Below are 24215 nucleotides of genomic sequence, written 5' to 3'. Positions count from 1 at the left end.
AACGATTATCGAAACGCGTGACCCCGCGCAAGCGCATTCGCAAACACCTGCGCAACGATTCGTGGTTCACTCGGTTGATACAGGGAACGAGCCCAAAGGGCCGGATCAGGAGAGAAATATGCGCGTCGGCTGCCCCAAGGAAATCAAGAACCACGAATACCGCGTCGGCCTGACGCCGGGCTCCGTCCGCGAATATGTCGCGCATGGTCATGAAGTGCTGGTCGAAAGCGGCGCCGGCGCCGGCATCGGCGCCGATGACAATGCCTACCGCGCCGCCGGCGCCACCATCGCCAGGACCGCCGCCGACGTGTTCGCCAAGTCCGACATGATCGTCAAGGTCAAGGAGCCGCAGCCCAACGAATGGGCGCAGCTGCGCGACGGCCAGATCCTCTACGCCTATCTGCACCTGGCCCCGGATCCGGAGCAGACCAAGGGCCTGCTCGCGTCCGGCGTCACCGCAATCGCCTATGAGACCGTAACCGACGACCGCGGCGGCCTGCCGCTCTTGGCGCCGATGTCGGAAGTTGCCGGCCGCCTGTCGATCCAGGCCGGCGCGACCGCGCTGCAGAAGGCCAATGGTGGCCGCGGCGTGCTGCTCGGCGGCGTGCCCGGCGTACTGCCCGGCAAGGTCACGGTGCTCGGCGGCGGCGTCGTCGGCCTGCATGCCGCCCGCATGGCGGTCGGCCTCGGCGCCGACGTCACCATCATCGACCGCTCGATCCCGCGCCTGCGCCAGCTGGACGACCTCTTTACCGGCCGCGTCCACACCCGCTACTCCACAGTCGAGGCGCTTGAGGAAGAATGCTTCTCGGCCGACATCGTCGTCGGCGCCGTGCTCATCCCGGGTGCTGCTGCACCCAAGCTGGTGACCCGCGAAATGCTGTCGGGCATGAAGAAAGGCTCGGTGCTGGTCGACGTCGCTATCGACCAGGGCGGCTGCTTCGAGACTTCGCACGCCACCACCCATGCCGAGCCGACCTATGAGGTCGACGGCGTGATCCATTACTGCGTCGCCAACATGCCGGGCGCCGTGCCGGTGACCTCGGCGCACGCGCTCAACAACGCGACGCTGCATTATGGCCTGCAGCTGGCCGACAAGGGCCTGAAGGCGCTGGTCGACGACCACCATTTGCGCAACGGCCTCAATGTCCACAGGGGCAAGATCACCAATCGCGCCGTCGCCGAAGCACTCGGCTATGAGCTGGTCGAACCGAAAGTGGTTCTGGCTGCCTGACCAGACCTAAATCCTGATCTCACCTAAATTGGGAAGACTTGCTCCCGTCAGCCCGCCGGCTCATCCCGGTGGGTTTTTTCTTGCGGGCAAAACACCGGCAACAAAAAGCGGAGCCAAAGCCCCGCTTCCTCGATATCGAGATCCCCGCCGGTTCATCCGCGGTCGGCAACCCATCGACACTCACCTTTGAACGTATGAATGCGACGGCAGTACGACAGTTCGCCGCCAGTCGGCGCGCCACCGTGTGCCGGCGATAGTCGCGGCGCTGTGTGAAGCGTTTCACATCAGCCATCCGAAAAACCTGCACAGACAGGGGTGCCAACTTGACGGATCGAGCCGTCACACGGTTCCCAACTGCCCGCCAGACCAACGGCGGGCATTTTTTTGTCAGGCACGTTCGATTCGGCACTGATAACAATTGTTGCGTGCCGAGCGGACATGGACGTAGGCGATATCGTCGCGTTCGAGCAGGGTTTCGGCCCGCGCCGTGATTGCTGAGGTCACGATGACGCCGCCACTGCCGTAGACGATGCGATTATCCCCGTCATAGCCACGCACGATGTAGTCGGGGCTTTCGAACACCTCTGGCAGCTGCTCGGTCTCGGCGGCGCGTTCGCATTCTTCCGCATGCAGGAAGATCGGACCAGTTTCAGCGTAAGGCTGCAGATCCGGGAATGGGCGATAGGCCAGAACGAGATAGACGTCGCCCGCGGCGATGTTCTTCAGACAGTGCCGGCAAGGGATGCCGTCGCCGTCGGAAATCTTTCGCTCGGGCGTGTGGCCGTAGGCATCCGGGCCTCCAAACTGCAGGGCTCTGACCTCCTGGGTTGGCAAGGCTTTGAACTGAATGGTCATGGCAGAAATCTCCGGTGTCGTTGACCAGAAATTATGCATCCATGCCGATGCTTCCCACCCGATTCCTGCCAAGTATCGAAGCGTCAATTGGGTATCATCAGCCGGCGCTATCGAAATCTCGATGAATCTGCATGGCGGTCGGTCTCGCAAAACAAGCCGGCTAATTAGGATGTCATGGCCTCATGACGCTGGCCGAGCGCTCGGAGAACGGCAGCGGATGCACGATCTCCTTCTTTTGCGCCACCGGCGCAAAACCGAGCTTCTGGTAGAGCGGCAAGGCCGCCGGATGGTCGAGCGTGCAGGTCTGCACCGTCACCCGCTTCGGCTGATACGACCAGGCGGCGGCGATCGCCGCGCCCAGGAACCAGCGGCCGATGCCTAGCCCGGTCGCATGCTCCATCATGCCGAAATAAGCGAGCTCGACCTCTTCCGGCAGATGCGGCTTGAGGTCGAAGAACCCGGCCGGCGCGCCGTCAAGATAAAGCACCCGGATGTCGCGGTCCTCGCGGTGAATGCCGGCCGCAAGCTCTTCATCGTCCAACCGCAGCACATTGACCCAATGCCATTTGCGCCCCACCCGATCCATCAGATAGCGGTAGAAATGCAGCGGAATGTCCTTGGTCTTCAACAGCGCGATCTGCCTGTTGTAGGGCACCGGCGGCGAATAGGCCGGCGGCACATGCATTTCCAGAAACGTCACCGTGACTTCGATGTCTTCCAGCACACCGTTTTCCATCGCCGTCATTCCTTGCCCGTTGCAACGGGCGTATCGGATAGCCCGCCCCATTCCGTCCATGAGCCGTCATAGAGCCGGTTGTCGGTGTGACCGAGCGTCTCCAGCGCCAGCGTGATGACCGCCGCCGTCACGCCGGAACCGCACGAGGTCACGATCGGTTTCGACAGATCGATGCCGGCATCTTCAATGGCCTTGCGCAACTGGTCCTTCGACAGCAGCGCGCCGTCCTGCGACAGCGCCGAATAAGGCAAATTGTGCGCGCCGGGCATGTGGCCGGAGCGAACGCCGGCGCGAGGCTCAGGCTCGGTGCCGGTGAAACGGCCGGCGCCACGGGCGTCGGCAATCTGGCTTTCTTTCGTTTCGACGATGCGACGCATGTCGGCTAGGCTGGCGACGCGGGCGGCGTCGAAATCTGCGTGGAACACGTTTGGCGCGATCTTGGTCGGCTCCGCCGTCACCGGCCGGCCGGCCGCCTTCCAGCGGTCGAAGCCGCCATCCAGCACATAGACCTGGAACACGCCCATGACACGGAACATCCACCAGGCGCGCGGCGCCGAGAAGAAGCCCGGACCGTCATAGACGACGATGGTGTCGTCGGCCGAAATACCCATGGCGCCGACATATTGCGCGAAATGCTGCGGCGAAGGCAGCGTGTGCGGCAGCTTGGCATCTGGGTCCGAGGCCGCATCCTGGTCGAAGAAGCGCGCACCCGGAATATGCGCTGCCTCATATTCGGCGCGTGCATCGCGCTTCTGCGCCGGCAGGTACCAGGACGCATCGACGATCGTCAGGCCGGGCTCGCCAAGACGGCTCTGCAACCAGTCCGCATCGACTGTGAAAGGGCTGTCATCGGCCATCGTTGTTCTCCTGCCTTGTTGGCCGACTACTATATTTTGGCGGCCATTCGGTTCCGGATCCTGTTTGGCCCGACAATCTGAATGCGCGGCGAGCGCACGACGTAGTCAGCCGCAGCAGTGTGTTGATTCTGATTGTTTTCGTGTTTCGTGGCGAGTACGGAGTGATGGTTATGATCTGGGATGGGCGGGGTCAATAAAATCTCGACATGAGCAATCTCTTGTTTTCCCGAACTCCGAGCAATCCGGCTTCGCTCGGGCTTGTTTGCAATTTTCTTGCACACTATCCGCCTTTCGATGGTTACGAGTTCGGCTTGATGGTGAAGACGCTACGCTATCAAATGGATCAGCAGACACATATGATCGGCTCGATCGACGACGTTATCGTGGCCTACGTTGGATGGATCCAGACCAGTCGCGAGATAGCGGAGGCATGGGCGAAGAATGGCGGTCCGCTCAATCCTTTTCCCGGCGGCGACGCTACCGCCGTCACGGTGCTGGCGACGCGGTCTTCGTCCCATATCCTGCCACTTATCAAGAACGCCAAGCTCATAAACCTTGACAAGTCGGTGTTCTGGAAACGCGACTTCATTGACAACCGCGGCTCGGTCAAGCGTGCCGTCCGCAAGCGCGACATCTGATGAGTTCAGCCAAGCCTGCCGAGGCACTGACGCAAGAAATACTTATCCGGCTGGATGACCGGTATGCCGCAATGTTCGTGCGCATCTGGCGGCCAGCCGGCACGCCTCACGCCACAGTTTTCTGCCTTCACGGCTTCACCGGCAATGGTGCCGATTTTAACTACCTCGCCACATTCTTGTGCCGCAATGGTTTCCTGGTTGTCTGCCCAGACCTGTTGGGGCGCGGGCGTAGCGCCTATCTGGGCTCCGGCTACGATATCAACGTCTATTCCAAGTGCCTGCGCGCGCTTGGCGAGTTCGCCGGCACGGAGAACCACTTCATCGGCACTTCGTGGGGCGGCACGATCTTGCTGTTGTTTCTGCACATGACTCGCTCCAAGGCCACGAAAATCGTTCTCAACGACGTTCCAATGCTCGGCGGCCCTAAGGTCGACGCTATGAGAGACAACGTCATGAAGGAAAGTGCGCTTAAATTTGAGAGCCGTGCGGCTGCCAAGGACTATCTGGCCACCACCAGATCCCTCATGGGGCCGGTCGAGGACGCAGTGTTCAATCGCTATGTGGAGAACCGGATCGCAGCCGGTCCCGAAGGCTTCCGGCTCGCCTATGACCCCGCAACGACGGGAAATTTTGGCGCACTGACCGGCCGCCAATACGATCTTTTCCCAATCGCTGCCAAGATCGACGCCCACGTTCTGTTGATGTACGGCCGCGACAGCCAATTCGTCGACCGGCAGGCCATCGAGCGCACACGGCTCGCACGGCCTGATCTGTGGCTTGTCGACAACATCGATGCTGGCGATCCGCCATCGCTGATGACGCTGGACCAGGCTCTGCTCATCCTGGGGTTCCTGTCTGCGGCCTAAATCTGGCGTGTGATTGTGGGTTGGTTCCGGATATGCATTTCGACGATTTGTACAGTGAATACATCTCGGCGACCTATGATCGCCAAAGCTCAACCGAAAATCCCGCCAAGATCCTGATTTGCACCACTCCGCGAACGGCCGGGCATTCCTATTGCCAAACCTTGCAACAGTTCGGCTTGGGAATCCCAACCGAGTATTTTCAGTGGCAGTATGCCTTGCCGCTGACGATACGCTGGTCGGCCGACAACACAATTGATCTTGAAAAACTCAACGAGCGGGCAATGGCCTATGGTCGCCAGCTCCTGGCGAAAAGGACTGAGAACGGTGTGTTCGCCGCCAAGATCTTTTTTGAAAACCTGCCATTCGCACGCAATTCAATCGGCAACGACGACGGCAACTCGTTCTATGTCTTCCTCTCAAGAAGAAACAAGGTGGATCAAACCATAAGCCTGCTTTCGATGCTCCATACTGGCCAGCCGTTCGACAGTCGGGAGACGCTGCCTGGAATCCCCAAGGTGACAATTTTGACCGAGAGGGTTGCCAGGGATACCGCCCAACATATTTTCGACAGCGAAATCAGGTGGAAAAATTACCTGAACACCCTTGATCAGAGCAGAGTGGCTGAGGTCTGCTACGAGGACTTCGTCGCCAACCAGCAGGAAAACGTTTCCGCCACGATGAGCAACTGGTTCCCAGGTTTCGAGTTGAAATCAAAAGCCGTATCGACGGGTGCGCGCTATGCGCATGATGCCGAACTCAAGGCGATGATCAAAAGGCAATTTGGGGACTATGTCGCTCGGTTTTGGCAGGACCATGCCTGACCCTGCGTTTCATCGACGCGAAACACTGACGGAGGCACCCTGCGCCGGGCGCAGTGCCAGCGCATAGTCGAACCGGATGACATCGTCGGCCCGGCTAAAAGCAAACTGGCGTACAATGGCAAGGACTGCCTCCCGAACTTCCAGCCGGCCGAGACGTGCGCCACCGCACATGCGCGGTCCGGTGAGGAAAGGAATGAAGGCCCTCCGATCAAAGCTGTTGTCGAGGAACTCCTTCCGGCTGGCATCGAAGACACGCGGGTTTGACCAGAAAGCCGGGTTCTGGTGCACGCCGACGACCGACACCATGATCAATTGCCCGGCGTAGAGACGCCGACCTTCGAGAACCGTGTCGGCACCGACTTCCCGGGTCAGGAACGGAATCGGAGGGAAAAAGCGCATCGTTTCGTTGATCATGCAATCGGTATACGGCGTCTGCGCATCGCCCGAGAGAACCTCGGCATGGATACGGTCTTGCACATGCTGGTTTGCCCCGAGTCGATCGATCACCCAAAGTGCGGTCGTCACCGATGTCTCGACGCCTGCGAAGAAGTTCATGACAAACTCCTCCACCGGCGAGAAGCCTTCGATATCTGTGGCTTCGCTTCTAAAGCGGTCCATCTCCGCAGCGGCGCGGGGATCCGCCATCAGCAGCGATGCGAAATCGGCGACCACCGCGCGAGCGTCCTGGATGGCGTTCCCACGTTCGGCGGTCGTCGGCGTCACCCAGGAATAATATTGGAGACGCCTCAGAACGTCGCGGACCCTGTCGAGCAGCAACAGCGTCGCCGCCATATCGGGAACAAGGCCGAAAGCCCGGTAAAATATGGTCATCGACGCGGCGAACAACGCTTGCTGGATGGCTGGTAGCGTGGCGTCGCTACTGGACAGACAGGTGGCGAAGATTTCCGCAACGGGATGCTGCTGCGCCGGCTTGGCGGCCGCCAAATAGACGTCCTGGGTGATGGTACGCCGGACCGACCAATCCTGATCGTTCGTGTTGAAACGGCTGAAACCGAGCGCCGAGATCAGGGAGAAGTTCTTCCGAAAGAGCTCCGGCGCCTTGACGATTGTGTCGACGGCTTCCGGATTGTCAAAGACAACCAGGTTGCCGAAGTCGCTGGGCCGACCACTCGTTTCCGCCTGCCCGCCATGAGCAAAAAGCGCATAGACGAGGTTGTTGAGAACGCTTTCGATTTGTATCCGGTCGTCCATCGATGCCCCCCGCGCAGCCGTAGACACCAGGCGGCCAGCGCCGACATCTCGACCAGAAACTCCTACGCTATCATATTCGATTCGCAGAGATAAAACGGGTTCTGTGGCAAACGCGTAACACTGCCCGATAAATGATGATGGCAGCTATGACGAAAGGTGCCGCTGCGGTAGTGTGCGAGTGGGCTAATATCAATTCAGTTCGATTCCAGGCGGGGAAAAATGCGAAATCAGGTTTCAAGTAAGCTTCTTGCTACGGTTGCAGCGTCTGCCGCTTCGGTGACATCAGTTGGTGTGGTCGCGGCTCATGCCGCCGATGCACAGGTAACCGATCCTGCAGTGGTCGATTCCCGCATCAAGATTGCCTTCGAAGGCGCGGTCTATCAATCCAACGTCGACAAGCTTGGCGATACCAGCGACAAGCTCGGCAGTGGCAATGATTTCGGCGATCTCTACGGATCAGTGGCGCTCACCAAAGCGATTTCTTCGGATGTGGACTGGAGGCTCGCTGGTACTTTTCACGCCGGCCAGGACAACGACTTTAGTCTGAATGTCCCGCAAAGTGGCGGCGTCATCGGCCTGTCGTTCGGCAACAGCTACAATTTCCAGACGCTCGACTTCGATGTCGGCAAGCATGTCGAGGCGCAGGGCGCCGACATCCGGTTCTTCGGCGGTCTGCGCTTGCTGCACTCCAAGGAGAAGCTGAATTTCAATGTGAGCGCCACTCCCAATGATCCGGCCGACAAGGGCGGCAACGCTGACAAGCTTGGCTCATCCGAGTTCTACGGCATCGGTCCGCGCCTCGGCGCCGAAGTCTACTATCCGCTGGGTGAGACGTGGGGTCTTACCGGTGCGGTTTCGGGCTCGGCTATGTGGGGCCGACGGACGGACAAGTTTAGCCTCCACGAACATGAGAGCGATCCAAGCGATCCTACTCCTGATCCAGATATCAACGTCAGCGAAAGCCAGCATTCCAACAAGGTTGTTACCAGCATAGACCTTTCCGGTGGCGTGACTTTCAAACCGTGGGAAAATACCACGTTCACCGCAGGCTATCGGGTCGAACAGTGGCACAATCTGCTTGAGATGGCGGACAAGAGCACCCAGACATTCAACGGCCCGTTCCTGCGCCTCGAAGTCAAGATGTAGGCCGGCGGTTCGAGCCTCCCAGCTCGGACTACTGCTTCGAATGGATTGCAATTGACGGAACAGGAAGTGGCGTTTGAATCTAGGGTTGCCGTCAATGGCAACGTCAAACTGCACTACACAGCGGCGGGCTCAGGCCCGCCGATTGTGTTTCTGCATGGCATTCCGGATCACGGAATGGGCTGGCGCCGGCAGATGCAAGCGCTCTGCGACCGATATCGGGTGATCGCGCCGGACCTGAGGGGCTTCGGACAAAGCGATGGACCACAAGGCCACGGCAACTATGCGCTGACCCACCTGGTCAACGACGTGCTGGCTGTTCTTGCAGCGGAAAAGCTGACCCAGGCCGCTATTGTCGGCCATGACTGGGGTGGCATCATCGCATGGTGGCTGGCCATACGCGTGCCGCAGGTCGTGCGCCATCTCATCCTCCTGTCGGCACCGCACCCCCGCAACTATCTGCGTGCGGTCGCCGATCCGGCCAATGCCGAGATCATCGGATATGTACGTGGCTTCCAGGTCCCGGGCGCCACCCAGATGCTGGACATCGACAAACTCGCCACCTGGGTCGCCGATCCGCAGGACAGGCAGGCCCTGACAGATTCGCTCAGGCGATCCGATCCGGAAGCGATGCTGGGCTACTACAGGGCCAACATACCGCTTGGCAGGGTGCCGGATCTGGGCCAGCTGCCTTTGGTCAAGGCGCCGACCCTTGTGCTGTTTGGCTCCGACGATCCCTATGTGCCGTCAAGCGCTTTTGACGGGACCTTCCGAGAAGTCGACAACGTTACCGCCGTGATTGCTTTGCCCGGGGCTGGCCACTTCATCCACCATCAAGCAGCCAAGTTTGTCACCGAGCAGATCGAAGCATGGGTTGAGCGATCACCGTCCAGTTTCCGACACCTTGGTTAAGCCAAGGTGTCTCAGACCGGCTGAGCAATATAGAGGCCACGTGCTATTTGACCCTAATTCGCCGGCAGCGGTCCGAAGCGAATGCGAAAACGCCGGTTTTCGCGGCCCTTCTTCTCGATCTTGCCGATATGGATTTCACCGACTTCGCCGGTGCTTTTGACATGGGTGCCGCCGCAGGGCTGGCTGTCGATCGAAGCGTTGTCGCCGATGCAGACCAGGCGGATCTTACCGGTGCCGGCGGGCGGCCGGACATTCTTGGATTTCACCAGGCCAGGATTGGCTGCCAGTTCCTCGTCGGTGATCAGCCTGATGAAGATCGGATGATCGGCTCGCACCAGTTCCATCAGCCCGGCGGTGACGTCTTCCCTGGTGAAGCCGGCATCGGGAGCGTCGAAGTCGACGCGGCTGTCATCTTCGGAAACCGCAGCACCGGTAATCGGAAACGGACAGACTACGGTGAGCAAATGGCAAGCTGCGTGCATGCGCATCAGGAGATGCCGCCGCTCCCAGCCGATGGCGAGTTTCACCCGCTCGCCGACCTCGGGTGCCGGTTGCTCCGGCGCCGGCACATGGATGATCTCGTCCTTGGTCTCGCCGGTGATGGTGGCGGCAATGGCGATGCGGCTGCCGTCGGCGCGCTCTAATGTGCCGGTATCGCCAGGCTGGCCGCCCGATGTGGCATAGAAGATGGTCCGGTCGAGAATGATGCCGCCGCGCTCGTTGATGGCGACAACAGTGGCGTCAGCCGCTCTGAGATAGGCGTCGTCGCGAAACAGCGCTTCTGTTCTGTGCGCCATCAGGCGACCTTCTCATACGGCACCGGAATTGTGCTGCGCTCATCCATCCAGCCCGGCACCGGCAGGTTCTTCTCGCGCAGGAATTCCGGGTTGAACAGCTTCGACTGGTAGCGCGTGCCATAGTCGGCAAGGATGGTCACGATGGTGTGGCCGGGGCCAAGCTCGCGCGCCAGCCGTATCGCGCCGGCAATGTTGATGCCGGTCGAACCGCCGACGCACAGGCCTTCTTCCTGGATCAGGTCGAAGACGATCGGCAGCGCCTCTTCGTCCGGCACCTGGAACGAGAAGTCCGGCGTGAACCCATCGAGATTTGCCGTGATGCGCCCCTGCCCTATCCCTTCGGTGATCGAGCTGCCGTCGGACTTCAATTCGCCACTGGTGTAGAAGGAATAGAGCGCCGCACCCAGCGGATCGGCGAGCGCGATCTTGACGTTGCTGCTCTTGGCCTTCAGCCCGAAGGCGACGCCGGCCAGCGTTCCGCCCGAACCCACCGCCGAGACGAAACCGTCGACCTTGCCGCCGGTCTGCATCCAGATTTCTTCCGCCGTGGTGCGGATATGGCCGTCGCGATTGGCAACGTTGTCGAACTGGTTGGCCCAGATCGCGCCGTTCGGCTCCGACCTCGCCATCTGCTCGGCCAACCGCCCCGACAGTTTCACGTAATTGTTGGGGTTCTTGTAAGGCACCGCCGGCACTTCGATCAGCTCGGCACCAAGCAGCTTGATCGTGTCCTTCTTTTCCTGGCTCTGGGTGTCGGGAATAACGATCACTGTGCGATAGCCCAGCGCCTTGGCAACCAGCGTCAGGCCAATGCCGGTATTGCCTGCCGTGCCTTCGACGATGACCCCGCCCGGCTTCAACAGCCCGCGCTGTTCGGCGTCGCGGATGATGAACAGGCCGGCGCGATCCTTGACCGACTGGCCGGGGTTCATGAACTCGGCCTTGCCCAGGATCTCGCAGCCGGTCTGCTCCGAGGCCTTGTTGAGGCGGATCAGGGGCGTGTTGCCGATCGCTTCGATCACAGAACGGGGCATCCGGGATTCCTTATGTAGCTGCGGCGAGACCCTAGAAACCCGAAGCTTGCGTTTCAAGGCAAGAATTCGCCTGGTCCAGTCGCATTTCGGGCACTGCAATCTCCCGCGGCCGGACAACGCGCGATGACGATCATTTCAACCAGTACGGAAAAGCGCTCTTTTCATTCGATTTTTTCACCGCTAGAGCACTAATGACAGATCGGCAGGGCGCAGAATGACACTTTACCGGGCCAACCCGAAGCACGGCGTCGCCTGGATAACCGGCGGCAGCAGCGGCATCGGCCGTGCGCTGGCCAAGGACCTCGCGGCAAAGGGCTTTGTCGTCGCGGTCACCGCACTCGACGGCGACCCACTCGACGCGCTCATCGTCGAGACGGCGCAGATGCCGGGACGTGTCGTCGCCTACCCTTGCGACGTCACCGATGAGCCGCGCATGGCAAGCACGGTGGCGGCGATTGAAAAGGAGCTCGGGCCGATCGTGCTCGCCGTCTTCAACGCCGGCAACTACATCGCCACGCCCGGCGAAGACCTCAGGGTCCGCGACTTTCGCCAGACCTTCGAGGTCAACTATTTCGGTATCATCAATGGCCTCGTCCCGCTCATGGAGCGCATGCGCATCCGTGCGCGCGGCCATATTGTGCTTGTCGGATCGGTTACCGCCTATTTCGGCTGGCCGACCACGGCGGCCTATGGCGGCTCGAAGGCGGCGATCAACATCTTGGCCGAGTCGCTGAAATACGATTTCGACAAGATGAATGTCCGGATCCAGGTGATGAATCCGGGCTTCATCGACACGCCGCTGACCGAAAAGAACATGCTGCCGATGCCGGGACTGATGCCGGTCAACCGCGCCTCGCGCCGCATGCTGCGCGGCATCGAGCATGGCGGCTTCGAGGTTACCTTCCCTCACCGGCTGAGCTGGGGGCTGAAGGTGCTGGCACTGCTGCCAAGGCCAGTCTGCCGGTGGTTCATCAGCACGGCGACCCGCTGGACAGGGCGGCCGCTGAATTTCGACCGCAAGCCGCCGAACCAATAGCTGTCCACAGTCCGGCTGTTGCCTGACTGCACCGGCCGCCATAGGCTTTAGAATTGTTGTGGAGTCTGAGATGGGGCGACGGATCGTGCTTGCGGTGCTGGGCGTCGTCATCATCCTTGTCTTGGCCCTCCTGCTTGGTCCGCGCGTTCCCGTCGACACAACAATCAGCTTCGACCCCAAAGTGATCGGCGACGATCCGCAAGCGTATATTGCGCGCGAAGAGGCTGCCGTGCCCAACGTTCGCGACGGGCTCGAGAAAGAAATCATCTGGGCCGATCCGATGGTTCACGCCAGGACGCCATTGGCGATCGTCTATATCCATGGCTTTTCGGCATCGAAGGGCGAGGTTCGCCCGCTGGCCGACGAGGTCGCCGACCAACTCGACGCCAACCTTTTCTACACCCGCCTCACCGGTCATGGGCAGGACGGCGCTGCTATGGCGCAAGGCAGCGTCAATGCCTGGATCAACGACTATGAGGAGGCGCTCGCCATCGGCCGAGCCATCGGCGACAAGGTGATCGTCATCGGCACCTCGACCGGTGGATCGCTGGCGGCATGGGCGGCGACTGAGCCTGGCGCATCGGACGGCGTCGCTGCAATCGCATTCATCTCGCCGAATTTTGGCATCAGGGCTTCAGGCGCCGAGCTGCTGACCATGCCCTGGGGCAGGCAGATCGCCGATTTCGTCGGCGGCAAGGAGCGCAGCTTTCCGACCCGCAACGCGCTGCACGAGAAACTCTGGACGCACACATATCCAATGGCAGCTGTGCTACCGATGGCGGCGCTGACCAACCTTGCCTACGCAGCGCCTGTGGAGAAGGCAACCATACCGGCGCTGTTCATCTTCTCGGATTCCGACAAGGTGGTGCGCCAGGATCGCACCCGCGAAATCGCCGGCCGCTGGGGCGCACCGCATGAACTGGTGCCCGTCGACGACAATGGCGATCCCGACAACCACGTCATTGCCGGCGACGCGCTGTCGCCCTCGACCACGGCATTCCTGGCGCAGCGGATCGTCGTCTGGGTTCAGGCAATTGCCGGGCAGCCCTAAACGAAAAAGGTCGGCCGAAGCATTGCCCCGGCCGTCCTCATATTCAATCGTCAGCAATCAAGCCAGGCTCGACGAGCCTGACCGGTTCGTCTGATCAGGCAGCCCGCGCCGCGGGCCGCTTGCCGCCGAAGCGGCGCTTGTTGTTGCCCTTGAAGGCCTTGGCGCCTTCCGGCTTGCGCTCGCTTGCACCCGCAAAGGCCGGCTTGTCACCAAAACGCTTCTTGGCGAAGCCGTTGTTCTGGCCACCGGGCCGCCTGCCGTCGCGACGGCCATTGCGGTCGTTGCGATCGTTGGCGGGCTCGAAGCGCTCGTTCTTTTCGGCCGGATTGCGCACCGGATCCGGGCTGCCGAGATGGTCGGCAACGATCGGCAGCTTGCTGCGGATGATGCGCTCGACCTGACGCAGCTTGCTGTTTTCGGAAGGATCGCAAAGCGTGATGGCGATGCCGTCCATGCCGTTACGGCCGGTACGGCCGATGCGGTGGACATAGCTTTCGGCCTCATCCGGCAGATCGAAATTCACCACATGGCTGATGCCGGGGACGTCGATGCCGCGCGCCGCGATATCGGTCGCCACGAGAATGCGCACCGAGCCCTCGCGGAAATCGTTGAGCGCCTTCTGGCGGGCGTTCTGCGACTTATTGCCGTGGATGACGGCGGCCTTGAAGCCGTCGCGCTCGAGGTCCTTGGTCACCCGGTCGGCGCCATGTTTGGTGCGCGAAAAGATGATGACGGACTTCATGGCTTCGTCCGCGAGCATCGTCGACAGCACCTGGCGCTTCTGCTTGGTGCGGGCAAAGACGACGCCCTGCACGATCTCGGCGGCCGCGGTGCTCTGCGGCGCGACTTCGACGCGGATCGGGTTCTTCAACAGGCCCTTCGCCAGCTCGGCGATTTCGTTGGGCATGGTGGCCGAGAACAGCACCGTCTGACGGTCGGGCGCGGTCGCCTTGGCGATCCGCTTGACGTCGTTGATGAAGCCCATGTCGAGCATGCGGTCACCCTCGTCGAGCACCAGCCATTTGGTGTCGGAGAGAATCAAGTCGCCCTCGCGCACCAGGTCGGTCAGGCGGCCGGGCGTGGCGATCAGGATGTCGACGCCGGGCGCAACCTTCTTCACCTGGCTGAAGCGCGAGACGCCGCCCAGCACGAGAGCGGTCGAGACATGCGCGCCCTTGGCGAGGATCTTGATGGTGTCCTCGATCTGGACGGCGAGTTCGCGCGTCGGCGCCAGGATCAGCGCACGGGTGGTCTTGGCCCGGCGCTTGGTGCCGAGCGCGATGATCTTCGACAGGATCGGCAGCGCGAAGGCCGCGGTCTTGCCGGAGCCGGTCTGGGCGATGCCGAAGATATCGCGGCCTTCCATCTGCGGCGGGATCGCCTGCGTCTGGATCGGCTTCGGCTCGGTGAAGCCGGCGCCATGCGTCGCCTTGAGCAGCGCGCCGGTGATCCCAAGAGCTGCGAAACCGGTGAGTTCCGTAGTGTTGCCGGCCGAGATTGCGTTACCGGCTGAGGTGTTTTCGTTGGTCAAAATAGTCTTCTTTCACGCGGTCTTGGCCGCAAACATCGATGGCGGCAGGGCGCAACCTGCCGTCGAAAAATTTGATATGAAACGACAAGGCGGGCGGACGGTAACGTCCACTCGGCTGCGCTGTCGTGCCCGCAGGCGTCATGCCACGGGGCTCTTTCGCCACTTCGTGATGTATCGGAAAGAGAGGCCGATATACCGGAAAGAGGGAAAACAGACGCAACCAGTCTCATTTGTCGAGAAGGCCGGAATCTCCGGCCCAAGCGCCTATGGGCTGCATATGGCTGAGTTCGCTCCGGAATGCAAGGGGCCACATGTTGCAGCGCAATAATCGAGGCCGAAAGCGGCGCTTGCACACGCCTGCAGGCATCATTACCACAAAGGCAGCTGCCATTTCTGGGGACCGAGCGATGAAGGACGTGCTGAAGGAACTTGAGCGCCGCCGCGAGATCGCCCGCATGGGCGGCGGCCAGGCCCGCATCGACGCCCAGCACAAGAAGGGCAAGCTCACCGCGCGCGAGCGCATCGATGTCTTTCTCGACGAAGGCTCGTTCGAGGAGTTCGACATGTATGTCGAGCATCGCTCGACCGACTTCGGCATGGAGAAAACCAAGATCGCCGGCGATGGTGTCGTCACCGGCTGGGGCACCGTCAATGGCCGTCCGGTCTATCTCTTCGCCAAGGATTTTACCGTCTTCGGCGGCTCGCTGTCGGAGGCTCACGCCGAAAAGGTCATCAAGGTGCAGGAGATGGCGCTGCGCAACCGCGCGCCGATCATCGGCATCTACGACGCCGGCGGCGCCCGCATCCAGGAAGGCGTGGCGGCGCTAGGCGGCTATGCCGAGATCTTTCAGCGCAACGTGCTCGCATCCGGCGTCATTCCTCAGATTTCCGTGATCATGGGCCCGTGCGCCGGCGGCGACGTCTATTCGCCTGCGATGACCGACTTCATCTTCATGGTGCGCGACACCTCTTACATGTTCGTCACCGGGCCGGATGTGGTCAAAACGGTCACCAACGAGACGGTGACGGCCGAGAGCCTTGGCGGCGCGTCCGTCCACACGACCAAATCGTCGATTGCCGACGGCGCCTACGACAATGACGTCGAGGCGCTGTTGCAGATGCGCCGGCTGGTAGACCTTTTGCCCGCGTCAAATACGTCGGAGCTTCCTGAGATCGAGTGCTACCAGTCGGTCACCGACCATGATCTGTCGCTCGACCGGCTGATCCCAGACAACGCCAACAAGCCTTACGACATCAAGGAGCTGATCCTCAAAGTTGCCGATGAAGGCGATTTCTTCGAGATCCAGCAGAACTTTGCCAAGAACATCGTCACCGGTTTCGGCCGCGTCGAAGGCCGCACCGTCGGCTTCGTCGCCAACCAGCCGATGGTGCTGGCCGGCGTGCTCGATTCCGACGCAAGCCGCAAGGCGGCGCGCTTCGTGCGCTTCTGCGACTGTTTTTCCATTCCCATCGTCACCTTCGTCGACGTCCCCGGCTTCCTGCCCGGCACCGCGCAGGAATATGGCGGCCTGATCAAGCATGGCGCGAAACTCCTGTTTGCCTACGCCGAGGCGACCGTGCCGAAAATCACCGTCATCGCCCGAAAAGCCTATGGCGGCGCCTATGACGTGATGGCCTCAAAACATCTGCGCGGCGATATGAACTATGCCTGGCCGACGGCGCAGATCGCGGTGATGGGGGCGAGAGGCGCGGTCGAGATCATCTACCGTAAGGATATCGGCGACGCCGAAAAGCTCGCAGCCCACACAAAGGCTTACGAAGACCGCTTCCTGTCGCCCTTCGTCGCCGCCGAACGCGGCTATGTCGACGAGGTGATCATGCCGCATTCGACCCGCCGCCGCATTGCCCGGGCACTGCGCATGCTGCGCAACAAGGACATGCAGAACCCTTGGAAGAAGCACGACAACATCCCGTTGTAACATCCAATGTCGCGACTGATCATCAGCGCCGGTCGGCGGTTTGGCAGGTTCACGGTCCTGTTTTTCGTTGTTCCCGCCCTCGTCATCTTCTGCGTCTGGATGTCCCTGCTCGACAACCATCCGATCTGGTTTATGGCCAGCGGCTTCGTCGTCATGCCGATCGCCACCACGGCCTTGGCATTTCTGTTCGGCACATTGTTTGCGGGCTTCCGACGCAGCAAGATCAAAGGCGTCAGTGAAGCAGAAGCGCCCGGCCTGTGGGCGCTGTGGCGGAGCGTCGCCGGACCGCGCCGTGCTGCGCGCACGGTTGTCATACTAGAGGGCAACCTGAACGCCAGCGTGCGCGAGGAGCGCACGCTTCTCGGCCTTCTCGGCAATCGGCTGTTTCTAACCATTGGCATCCCTCTCCTCGCAGTGACCGATGAAAGAGCGCTTGCCGCGATCCTTGCCCATGAGGACGCGCATGTGCGCAACAAGGATACCAATGGCAGCCTCAATCTCGCTGAGTTCGAAAACGGTTTCGGATTTGTCTTCGAGTATGCCCCGCCCGGAACCACGATCACAGGCAGCCTGCTCCACGCCGCTATCGGCTGGCTGTCGCAATCGTTCGAGCGGGAAGAAATCCGGCTTTCGCGCGAAGCGGAGATCAAGGCAGATCGACACGCGGCATCCTCCGGCGACGCCGAGCACGCCGCACGCGCGCTGTTGCTTCTTGCCACGGCAGACGTGCATTTCGCGGAGACGGTCTATGACCCTTTGCAGCATGAATTGCGAGGTGCTTTGCGTCCGCCGCGACCGCCGCTCGAGCGCATGCTGGAAGCTGCCGGCCAGCTGCGAGAACCCATTTGCCTCAATGTTTGCGCCCGCAAGGCGTGGGCAAGCCCGGATGACGCAAAGTCCACCCATCCATCATGGGCTCAACGGCTGGCGGCGCTTGGCTACACGGAGCCGCCCGACCTGGACCCGATCGCCGTGACCGCGCTCTCGACGCTGCTGAACTCGAGCGTAGCACAGCGCCACATTTCGGAATTCGACACCAAATGGACTGCGCGGATGGAAGACTATCTCCAGCGCTGAACTGGTGGTCGCCCAACTCGCAGGCTCACTCCTCTTCCGCCGCCCCGAACCCCGCATCCCTGGGGGCGCTGGTCGCGCTCGCCCAAGGCGTTGCGTGGTTGTCGATGCGCATCTGGAAGATGAAATAGGTCGGCGAGCAGTAGCCGATGCCTTTCACCTTGGCGGCGCCCGGCGTGTCCGGCGGCAGCGACTGGCACATATAATCCTCGCGGCAGAAATGATCGGCCGAACATCCGGGACGGTTGCCGCGGTTGACCGCGCCGCCGAGGCACTGGTCGAAATTGTTGGTGGCGACGCAGGTGTCGAATTTCTTGCCGCCGACCATGCCGCAAATTTCCGATGGCATCGGCTTGCCCGTCTTGAATGCGGCGAAGCTGCGGTCCTTGTCGTCGCAGGCGCGATAAGCGATGCCTGCCGGTACGCCGATTTTCGGTGGCCGGCAGGTGTAGGCGGTCCGCGAAAAGGTCGGCGCAAAAGCAGCGAACTGGCCGGTGATCTTGTAGCGGTCGTTGAACGGCTGAGACGGGTTGCTGGCGATCGACCCGGTCAGGCAGGGATGGCCCGAAAACATCTTTGGACTGTCCGTGGGCAACAGACATTGCGCCAACGCGGTATGCACGCCTGAAGCCGTCGCGAGCGGCGTGCAGACGGTGCCGCCACCGCATTGCCAGGTCGCGCCGAAGCGTTTTGCATCATCCGGCATCAGGCACGGCATCGCGATCTCGGCCGGGGCGTAGTCGACATCGCCGGCATCGGTCCATGTCGCCGGCGGCGCGAAGGACAGCGGCCGGTAGCGGTTCGGCTCCTTGCCTTCTTCCGTCGCGCGCAGCCAGGCCTCACGTCGCGCAATCTCGGCATGGAGATGCGGCGAGATGCCGACCTCGATCCGGTTGAGAGGCGACGTCGTTTTGTCGTCGAGGCCGATGAAGTGAAAGCCGGCCGTCGAGCCCGCCTGGTGGCACCCCTGGCAGGCGCCATTGTCCAGCCGCTCGACCAGCGCCTCCGGTGTCCGCACCAGCTTTAGCGCCGCATAGTCCAAGCCGGCGAAATCCGCTGGCTGGAACAGCGGCGTGAACGGATGGTTGGCCCGTCTCGCGCTGCCGAAGGTCGACCACGAGATGATTTTCTTGGCCAGGAATTCGTCGGGGATTTCGTAGACGCCGAGATCGACGGCCGCGACATTGGCGCTGACGTAGTCGGCGAGCCCTTTCTTCAGTGCGGCATCATCCGAGAGCCGCGCAACGTCAGGCGTATTCTCCAGCGGCTTCTCGCTGATGGCAGCGCCATCGATACCGAAGATCCGCATCAGATAGGCCGCCTGCCCGCCGAATTCGGTCTCCTGTCCCGAGGGAAAACGCACCACCTGCGCATTGAGTTCAAGCTGCTTGAACGTCAGTTCCTCCGGTGCCAGCGAACCGCCGGCCAGCCAGCCGGCATCGACGTTTTCGTCGATCTGCGGTGTCCAGCGCCCGGCAACGCCGACGCAGCCGCCATCGGCATCCGGCGCCACGCTGTAGACGGCGTTGAAATTGAATGGCAGCCGCGATGCCAAAACCTTGCCGTTCTTGCGGAAACTGTAGGCCAGGCGATAGATGAAGCGCACCTCGCCACAGCTCTTGTCGCCAGCCAAAACATTGAAATCGCGCCGGTCGAGCCGGTTGACGACGCCGACCAGGCGGAAGCGCGCGGCCTCGGTCTTCAGCCAGCGCATATCCATGATGCGGCCGACATTGCCGTCGGTCACCTCGTAGAGCGTGCGCCCGCCGGCCTTTATCTCGGCCCGCAGCGCGGCAATATCGGCCGCAACCATGTCGACAACAGCACGATAGGCCGGCGCCTCACTGTAGAGCGTCTTCAGATCGTCCGCGCCGTCGACGGCGAAAATGCGGGCGAAGCCAAAACCCTTGGCATCGAGGGCGGCGAGCACCGCCGGATCGTCGACGATGGTCACGGGCTCTTGAGCACGCACGCCATGTGACGCGAACAGCGCGATGATGGCCGCAACGACGAACGCGAAATGCTTCATCTGATCGCCACCTTCTGCCGTGCATCGACCAGTTCACGCAGCACCGGCACCAGTGCCAGCGGGAGATCCTCGGCGATCAGACCCGGTCCAAAGCGGCTGCCGGCCTCGGCGTGTATCCAGACCGCTGCGCAGGCGGCCTCGAATGCCTGCATGCCCTGCGCCAGCAGCGCGGCGACAATGCCCGCCAGCACGTCGCCGGAACCAGCGGTGGCGAGCCATGGTGCACCATTGGCGTTGATCACCGCGCGGCCGTCCGGCGCCGCGATGACGGTGTCGGCGCCCTTGTAGACCATGATGGCGTTGGCTCGTTCAGCGGCTGCGCGCGCCTTGGCGAGTTTCGACTGCTTCTTGTCCTTCGCGATGTCGGGAAAAAGTCTGGCGAATTCGCCTTCATGCGGCGTCAGCACCAATACCGGCCCCAACGGGAGCAGCGCGGCGTCGAACAGGGCCTGAGGCTGATGCGCCAATGACGTGATGGCGTCAGCATCCAAGACAATGGCAGGGCGCTGAATTCCGAATGAACTCGTCGACGTGCGGTTTAGGTCAGCGACCGTCGCGATCAATTGCAACGCGAAATCCCCCACTTTGGGTTTCGGCCCGAGCCCTGGTCCGAACACAAGTACTTCGGGGTGCCTCGCCGACAAAAATTCCTGCACTTCCTCCATCGAACCGGCCTCGCGCAGCATGATCGATGTCAGATGCGCGGCGTTTACCTGCATGGCATTTTCAGGCGAGAGCACGGTCACCGCCCCTGCCCCGGCTCTGGCTGCAGCCATCGCCGACAGCCGCGCCGCACCTGTCGCGCTCGGCCCGCCGGAAAAGACGCTGACGTGGCCGCGCTTATACTTATGTGTATCGACCGCCGTTTTCGGAAAACTGTATAGCCAGAAGTCAGGCGTGTTCTCGAACGTCTTGATCTTGAACTCATCGACGATCGCATCCGGAATGCCGATATCGGCGATGATGATCTCGCCGCAGAGGCTGCGCCCCGGCATCAGCAGATGGCCGGGCTTTTTCCGCACGAACGTCACCGTCACGTCGGCCTTGAAATAAGCGTTGCTCAAGCCGGTCTCGCCCGACACACCAGAAGGCAGATCGATTGACACCACAGGCACGCGCTCCGCCGCGGCCAATCCTGAGACGGCAGAGGCATGCAGGGATATCTTCTTCGACAATCCCGCACCATAGAGCGCGTCCACGACGACTTCACCCGGTTCCGGGTAGCAGTGTCCGATGTGCTCGACCGGCAGATTGCAGGCCTCGGAAGCTCGCGCCGCATCACTCCCGGGCTTCTGCTTGCCTTCGGCCCAGAGCGCCACATTCACACCAGCCTCGGCCAGCAACCGCGCTACAGCATAGCCGTCGCCACCATTATTGCCGGGGCCGCACAGCACGTGCACGCGGCTTGCTGCGGGATAGCGTGCCAGGACCACAGCAGCGACCGCTTCGCCGGCGCGCTGCATCAGGCCATAGCCGTCGAGCGGACCGGCCGCGATCGCCAGCCGGTCGGTCTCGCCCATCTCGGCCGGCGACAGGACTTCATTGCTCATGGATTGCCGATCCGCATTTCGTTCAAGGCCGACCCCTTTGTCCCTATCGAGCATTGTCCAGTTTCGGATTCGAAGCAAACGGCCAGGTGCTGCGTTGGCGTGCGGCCAATCCTTTCGCAGACTGGTGCCACGGATCCGCGCAGGCCTGCAAAATGCGCAATCTGCCTAATTATCGTGCAGACGCCCGAAGCGGCAATGTGTAGGCTTCGGGCAGCTTTGCCGCAGCCGAAGCAGAGGATGACGCGAATGTGCATCCCGGCGCGGCGCGGCATTGGAATTGCGCGAAACCGCTTCGCGTGGGCTGAAATTGGCACAGTTCGTGCTTGATGGAGGCGCAAGCGGGGCGCACAACCCGTTTTTTTGGCAGTGGAGGCCACTTTCTACATGAAAAAGATCGAAGCGATCATCAAGCCGTTCAAGCTAGACGAAGTGAAGGAAGCGCTTCAGGAGGCCGGTCTGCAAGGCATTACCGTGACCGAGGCCAAGGGCTTTGGCCGCCAGAAAGGCCATACCGAACTCTATCGCGGCGCCGAATATGTCGTCGACTTCCTGCCCAAGGTGAAGATCGAAGTCGTGCTGGGCGACGACGCCGTCGAAGGCGCCATCGAAGCCATCCGCAAGGCGGCGCAGACCGGCCGCATCGGCGACGGCAAGATCTTCGTCTCCAACATCGAGGAGGTCGTTCGCATCCGTACCGGCGAAACGGGGATGGACGCCGTCTGAGCTTTCTGATTTCAGATTAACGTCTCCTCGAAACGTCATCACACAGGGAAGAAACGACATGACGACAGCCAAAGACATCATGAAGCAGATCAAGGACAACGACGTGAAATTCGTCGACCTGCGCTTCACCGATCCGAAGGGCAAGCTGCAGCACGTGACGATGGATGTCATCGAGGTCGAGGAAGACATGTTCGCCGACGGCGTCATGTTCGACGGCTCCTCGATCGCCGGCTGGAAGGCGATCAACGAGTCCGACATGGTGCTGATGCCCGATGCGGACACCGTCCACATGGATCCGTTCTTCGCCCAGTCGACCATGGTCATCCTGTGCGACATTCTCGATCCGGTCTCCGGCGAATCCTACAACCGCGATCCGCGCGGCACTGCAAAGAAGGCCGAGGCCTACATGAAGGCCGAAGGCATCGGCGACACCATCTATGTCGGCCCCGAAGCCGAGTTCTTCGTCTTCGACGACGTCAAGTACAAGGCCGATCCCTACAACACCGGCTTCAAGCTGGACTCGACCGAACTGCCGTCCAACGACGACACCGATTACGAGACCGGCAATCTCGGCCACCGCCCGCGCGTCAAGGGCGGCTACTTCCCTGTGCCGCCGATCGACAGCGCGCAGGACATGCGCTCCGAAATGCTGACCGTGCTCGCCGAAATGGGCGTGCGCGTCGAAAAGCACCATCACGAGGTTGCCGCTGCCCAGCACGAGCTCGGGATCAAGTTCGACACGCTGGTCCGCAACGCCGACAAGATGCTGATCTACAAATATGTCGTGCACCAGGTCGCCAATGCCTATGGCAAGACGGCCACCTTCATGCCGAAGCCGATCTTCGGCGACAACGGCTCGGGCATGCATGTCCACCAGTCGATCTGGAAGAACGGCAAGCCGACCTTCGCCGGCAATGAATATGCCGGCCTGTCGGAGTCGTGCCTGTTCTACATCGGCGGCATCATCAAGCACGCCAAGGCGATCAACGCCTTCACCAACCCGCTGACCAACTCCTACAAGCGCCTTGTACCTGGCTATGAAGCCCCGGTGCTGCTCGCCTACTCCGCGCGCAACCGTTCCGCCTCCTGCCGCATTCCGTTCGGCTCGTCCCCGAAAGCCAAGCGCGTCGAGGTCCGCTTCCCCGATCCAGGCGCGAACCCCTACCTCGCTTTCGCCGCCATGCTCATGGCCGGCCTCGACGGCATCAAGAACAAGATCCACCCGGGACAGCCGATGGACAAGGATCTCTACGATCTGCCGCCGAAGGAACTGAAGAAAATCCCGACCGTCTGCGGCTCGCTGCGCGAAGCCCTGCAGAGCCTGGACAAGGATCGCGGCTTCCTGAAAGCCGGCGGCGTCTTCGACGACGACCAGATCGACAGCTACATCGAGTTGAAAATGGCCGAAGTGATGCGCTTCGAAATGACCCCGCATCCGGTCGAATACGACATGTACTATTCGGTCTGAGCTGACCATCCACCGACATTGAAAAACCCCGGCGGCGACGCCGGGGTTTTTGTTTGGACTTGCCGCTTCTTTAAACCAGTTCGGCACGTGTCCCTTCCTGCCCAAGCTCGATATCGAGCAATTGTGTGACGCTGATACCTTCCAATATTGCTTGATCAGTAATGCTTTTGATTCGATCGTAGTTTTCAAGGAAGACCACGTAGTGCTGCCTCGCAACTTTGATCATTTCTTCGTGCGGTAGCTGCGCTACAACATGACGAATTTCCCTGTGTCGTGCCGCGCGTTCTTCATTCGTATCTACCTCGGCTATCCCTAGCTCTTCCTGCCCCAGCAACTCGACCCAAGAATCGAAGGCCATCATCTTCTTTGATAAATCACCTTCGACTCTGCGGTACAAAATGACGCCCAAGCCAATTATCGACATTGCTTGTTGAGGGTGATGCGAATCCAAAAATGCATCAGGGTCTCTGTCGGCATGTTTCAAGAAATTCGCCACACCGGACATTGCCTTCCAACCTTCGTTCCTCAGGAGCGCATCGAGTTGAGCCGCAAAACCATCTCCGACCCGGTGAGGATAAATGTCGAAGAGCACCTTAAGAACGGCAAAGGCCAGCGTGTGTATGGATAAGCTGTCGCCATTTTCGAAATAGAGATCGATGGCCGTCTCAAGCTGTCGACGCGCCCCTTCGGTCTTGGTGATAGGCATCC

General features: G+C 61.2%; 22 protein-coding genes. 12 read left to right on the top strand and 10 right to left on the bottom strand.

Annotated features, from left to right (window positions below; genetic code table 11):
- Window positions 1-118 precede the first annotated feature (118 nt).
- The gene (gene ald, locus NKL04_RS07655) at window positions 119-1234 is read left to right on the top strand and encodes an alanine dehydrogenase (protein WP_352723471.1); all 1116 of its coding nucleotides are present in this window, start codon (window positions 119-121) and stop codon (window positions 1232-1234) included.
- Window positions 1235-1621: 387 nt separating this feature from the next.
- On the opposite strand, the gene NKL04_RS07650 is transcribed toward ald, so the two are convergent.
- From NKL04_RS07650 to sseA, 3 genes are all read right to left on the bottom strand, one after another.
- Entirely contained in the window at window positions 1622-2089 is a 468-nt protein-coding gene (locus NKL04_RS07650; protein WP_023701754.1) for a DUF1203 domain-containing protein, read from the bottom strand.
- Between the two features lie 172 nt (window positions 2090-2261).
- Window positions 2262-2825 carry a GNAT family N-acetyltransferase gene (locus NKL04_RS07645; protein WP_023701755.1) on the bottom strand — a complete coding sequence of 188 codons (564 nt, stop codon included), beginning with the start codon at window positions 2823-2825 and terminating at the stop codon, window positions 2262-2264.
- 5 nt (window positions 2826-2830) lie between these two features.
- Window positions 2831-3682, bottom strand: coding sequence for a 3-mercaptopyruvate sulfurtransferase (gene sseA, locus NKL04_RS07640; RefSeq protein ID WP_023701756.1), 852 nt, complete (start codon window positions 3680-3682; stop codon window positions 2831-2833).
- 206 nt (window positions 3683-3888) lie between these two features.
- On the opposite strand from sseA, the gene NKL04_RS07635 reads away from it, so the two are divergent.
- From NKL04_RS07635 to NKL04_RS07625, 3 genes are read left to right on the top strand one after another with little or no spacing between them, the layout of a single operon-like run.
- Window positions 3889-4320 (top strand): hypothetical protein, encoded by a 432-nt coding sequence (locus NKL04_RS07635; RefSeq protein ID WP_023672793.1) that lies wholly within the window; start codon window positions 3889-3891, stop codon window positions 4318-4320.
- Window positions 4320-5186 carry an alpha/beta fold hydrolase gene (locus NKL04_RS07630; RefSeq protein ID WP_023701757.1) on the top strand — a complete coding sequence of 289 codons (867 nt, stop codon included), beginning with the start codon at window positions 4320-4322 and terminating at the stop codon, window positions 5184-5186. The genes NKL04_RS07635 and NKL04_RS07630 overlap by 1 nt, the downstream gene beginning before the upstream one ends.
- Window positions 5187-5218: 32 nt before the next feature.
- On the top strand, window positions 5219-6007 hold the full coding sequence (locus NKL04_RS07625; RefSeq protein ID WP_023701758.1) for a Stf0 family sulfotransferase: 789 nt from the start codon (window positions 5219-5221) through the stop codon (window positions 6005-6007).
- A gap of 9 nt (window positions 6008-6016) precedes the next feature.
- Here the strand turns inward: NKL04_RS07625 and NKL04_RS07620 are convergent, their stop codons facing one another.
- Window positions 6017-7219 carry a cytochrome P450 gene (locus tag NKL04_RS07620; RefSeq protein WP_023701759.1) on the bottom strand — a complete coding sequence of 401 codons (1203 nt, stop codon included), beginning with the start codon at window positions 7217-7219 and terminating at the stop codon, window positions 6017-6019.
- A gap of 219 nt (window positions 7220-7438) precedes the next feature.
- Here NKL04_RS07620 and NKL04_RS07615 point away from each other — a divergent pair, with 219 nt between their 5' ends.
- The gene (locus NKL04_RS07615) at window positions 7439-8365 is read left to right on the top strand and encodes an Lpg1974 family pore-forming outer membrane protein (protein ID WP_156951491.1); all 927 of its coding nucleotides are present in this window, start codon (window positions 7439-7441) and stop codon (window positions 8363-8365) included.
- Between the two features lie 51 nt (window positions 8366-8416).
- Window positions 8417-9274 carry an alpha/beta fold hydrolase gene (locus tag NKL04_RS07610; RefSeq protein ID WP_023701761.1) on the top strand — a complete coding sequence of 286 codons (858 nt, stop codon included), beginning with the start codon at window positions 8417-8419 and terminating at the stop codon, window positions 9272-9274.
- Between the two features lie 53 nt (window positions 9275-9327).
- On the opposite strand, the gene NKL04_RS07605 is transcribed toward NKL04_RS07610, so the two are convergent.
- Together NKL04_RS07605 and NKL04_RS07600 are read right to left on the bottom strand one after the other, a co-directional pair.
- Window positions 9328-10071 (bottom strand): alanyl-tRNA editing protein, encoded by a 744-nt coding sequence (locus NKL04_RS07605; RefSeq protein ID WP_023672786.1) that lies wholly within the window; start codon window positions 10069-10071, stop codon window positions 9328-9330.
- Window positions 10071-11105 carry a cysteine synthase A gene (locus tag NKL04_RS07600; protein ID WP_023701762.1) on the bottom strand — a complete coding sequence of 345 codons (1035 nt, stop codon included), beginning with the start codon at window positions 11103-11105 and terminating at the stop codon, window positions 10071-10073. Before NKL04_RS07600 ends, NKL04_RS07605 begins: the two co-directional genes overlap by 1 nt.
- A 214-nt stretch (window positions 11106-11319) precedes the next feature.
- Here NKL04_RS07600 and NKL04_RS07595 point away from each other — a divergent pair, with 214 nt between their 5' ends.
- Together NKL04_RS07595 and NKL04_RS07590 are read left to right on the top strand one after the other, a co-directional pair.
- Complete coding sequence (locus NKL04_RS07595) at window positions 11320-12141, top strand: SDR family oxidoreductase (RefSeq protein WP_023698793.1); 822 nt, start codon at window positions 11320-11322, stop codon at window positions 12139-12141.
- 70 nt (window positions 12142-12211) lie between these two features.
- On the top strand, window positions 12212-13192 hold the full coding sequence (locus tag NKL04_RS07590; RefSeq protein WP_023701763.1) for an alpha/beta hydrolase: 981 nt from the start codon (window positions 12212-12214) through the stop codon (window positions 13190-13192).
- A 94-nt stretch (window positions 13193-13286) separates the two neighbouring features.
- Here the strand turns inward: NKL04_RS07590 and NKL04_RS07585 are convergent, their stop codons facing one another.
- Window positions 13287-14723 (bottom strand): DEAD/DEAH box helicase, encoded by a 1437-nt coding sequence (locus NKL04_RS07585; RefSeq protein WP_023698795.1) that lies wholly within the window; start codon window positions 14721-14723, stop codon window positions 13287-13289.
- 407 nt (window positions 14724-15130) lie between these two features.
- Here NKL04_RS07585 and NKL04_RS07580 point away from each other — a divergent pair, with 407 nt between their 5' ends.
- Both NKL04_RS07580 and NKL04_RS07575 read left to right on the top strand, forming a co-directional pair.
- Complete coding sequence (locus NKL04_RS07580; protein WP_023701765.1) at window positions 15131-16663, top strand: acyl-CoA carboxylase subunit beta; 1533 nt, start codon at window positions 15131-15133, stop codon at window positions 16661-16663.
- A 6-nt stretch (window positions 16664-16669) separates the two neighbouring features.
- The gene (locus NKL04_RS07575; RefSeq protein ID WP_023701766.1) at window positions 16670-17740 is read left to right on the top strand and encodes a M48 family metallopeptidase; all 1071 of its coding nucleotides are present in this window, start codon (window positions 16670-16672) and stop codon (window positions 17738-17740) included.
- A gap of 25 nt (window positions 17741-17765) precedes the next feature.
- On the opposite strand, the gene NKL04_RS07570 is transcribed toward NKL04_RS07575, so the two are convergent.
- Together NKL04_RS07570 and NKL04_RS07565 are read right to left on the bottom strand one after the other, a co-directional pair.
- Window positions 17766-19766 (bottom strand): hypothetical protein, encoded by a 2001-nt coding sequence (locus NKL04_RS07570; protein ID WP_023701767.1) that lies wholly within the window; start codon window positions 19764-19766, stop codon window positions 17766-17768.
- A complete protein-coding gene (locus NKL04_RS07565) occupies window positions 19763-21316 on the bottom strand; it encodes a bifunctional ADP-dependent NAD(P)H-hydrate dehydratase/NAD(P)H-hydrate epimerase (protein ID WP_023701768.1) in 1554 nt (517 codons plus the stop codon). The genes NKL04_RS07570 and NKL04_RS07565 overlap by 4 nt, the downstream gene beginning before the upstream one ends.
- 384 nt (window positions 21317-21700) lie before the next feature.
- Here NKL04_RS07565 and NKL04_RS07560 point away from each other — a divergent pair, with 384 nt between their 5' ends.
- Entirely contained in the window at window positions 21701-22039 is a 339-nt protein-coding gene (locus tag NKL04_RS07560; RefSeq protein ID WP_006205430.1) for a P-II family nitrogen regulator, read from the top strand.
- Between the two features lie 58 nt (window positions 22040-22097).
- Window positions 22098-23507, top strand: a complete 1410-nt coding sequence (glnA, locus tag NKL04_RS07555) for a type I glutamate--ammonia ligase (RefSeq protein WP_023672775.1) — start codon at window positions 22098-22100, stop codon at window positions 23505-23507.
- A 70-nt stretch (window positions 23508-23577) separates the two neighbouring features.
- Here the strand turns inward: glnA and NKL04_RS07550 are convergent, their stop codons facing one another.
- Window positions 23578-24213, bottom strand: coding sequence for a hypothetical protein (locus NKL04_RS07550; RefSeq protein WP_023701769.1), 636 nt, complete (start codon window positions 24211-24213; stop codon window positions 23578-23580).
- Window positions 24214-24215 lie beyond the last annotated feature (2 nt).

It is taken from the genome of Mesorhizobium sp. C264A, assembly GCF_040324515.1.
Classification (GTDB): domain Bacteria; phylum Pseudomonadota; class Alphaproteobacteria; order Rhizobiales; family Rhizobiaceae; genus Mesorhizobium.
The sequence above is the reverse complement of the archived record's forward strand: the minus strand, read 5'-3'. Positions and strand labels throughout refer to the sequence as shown.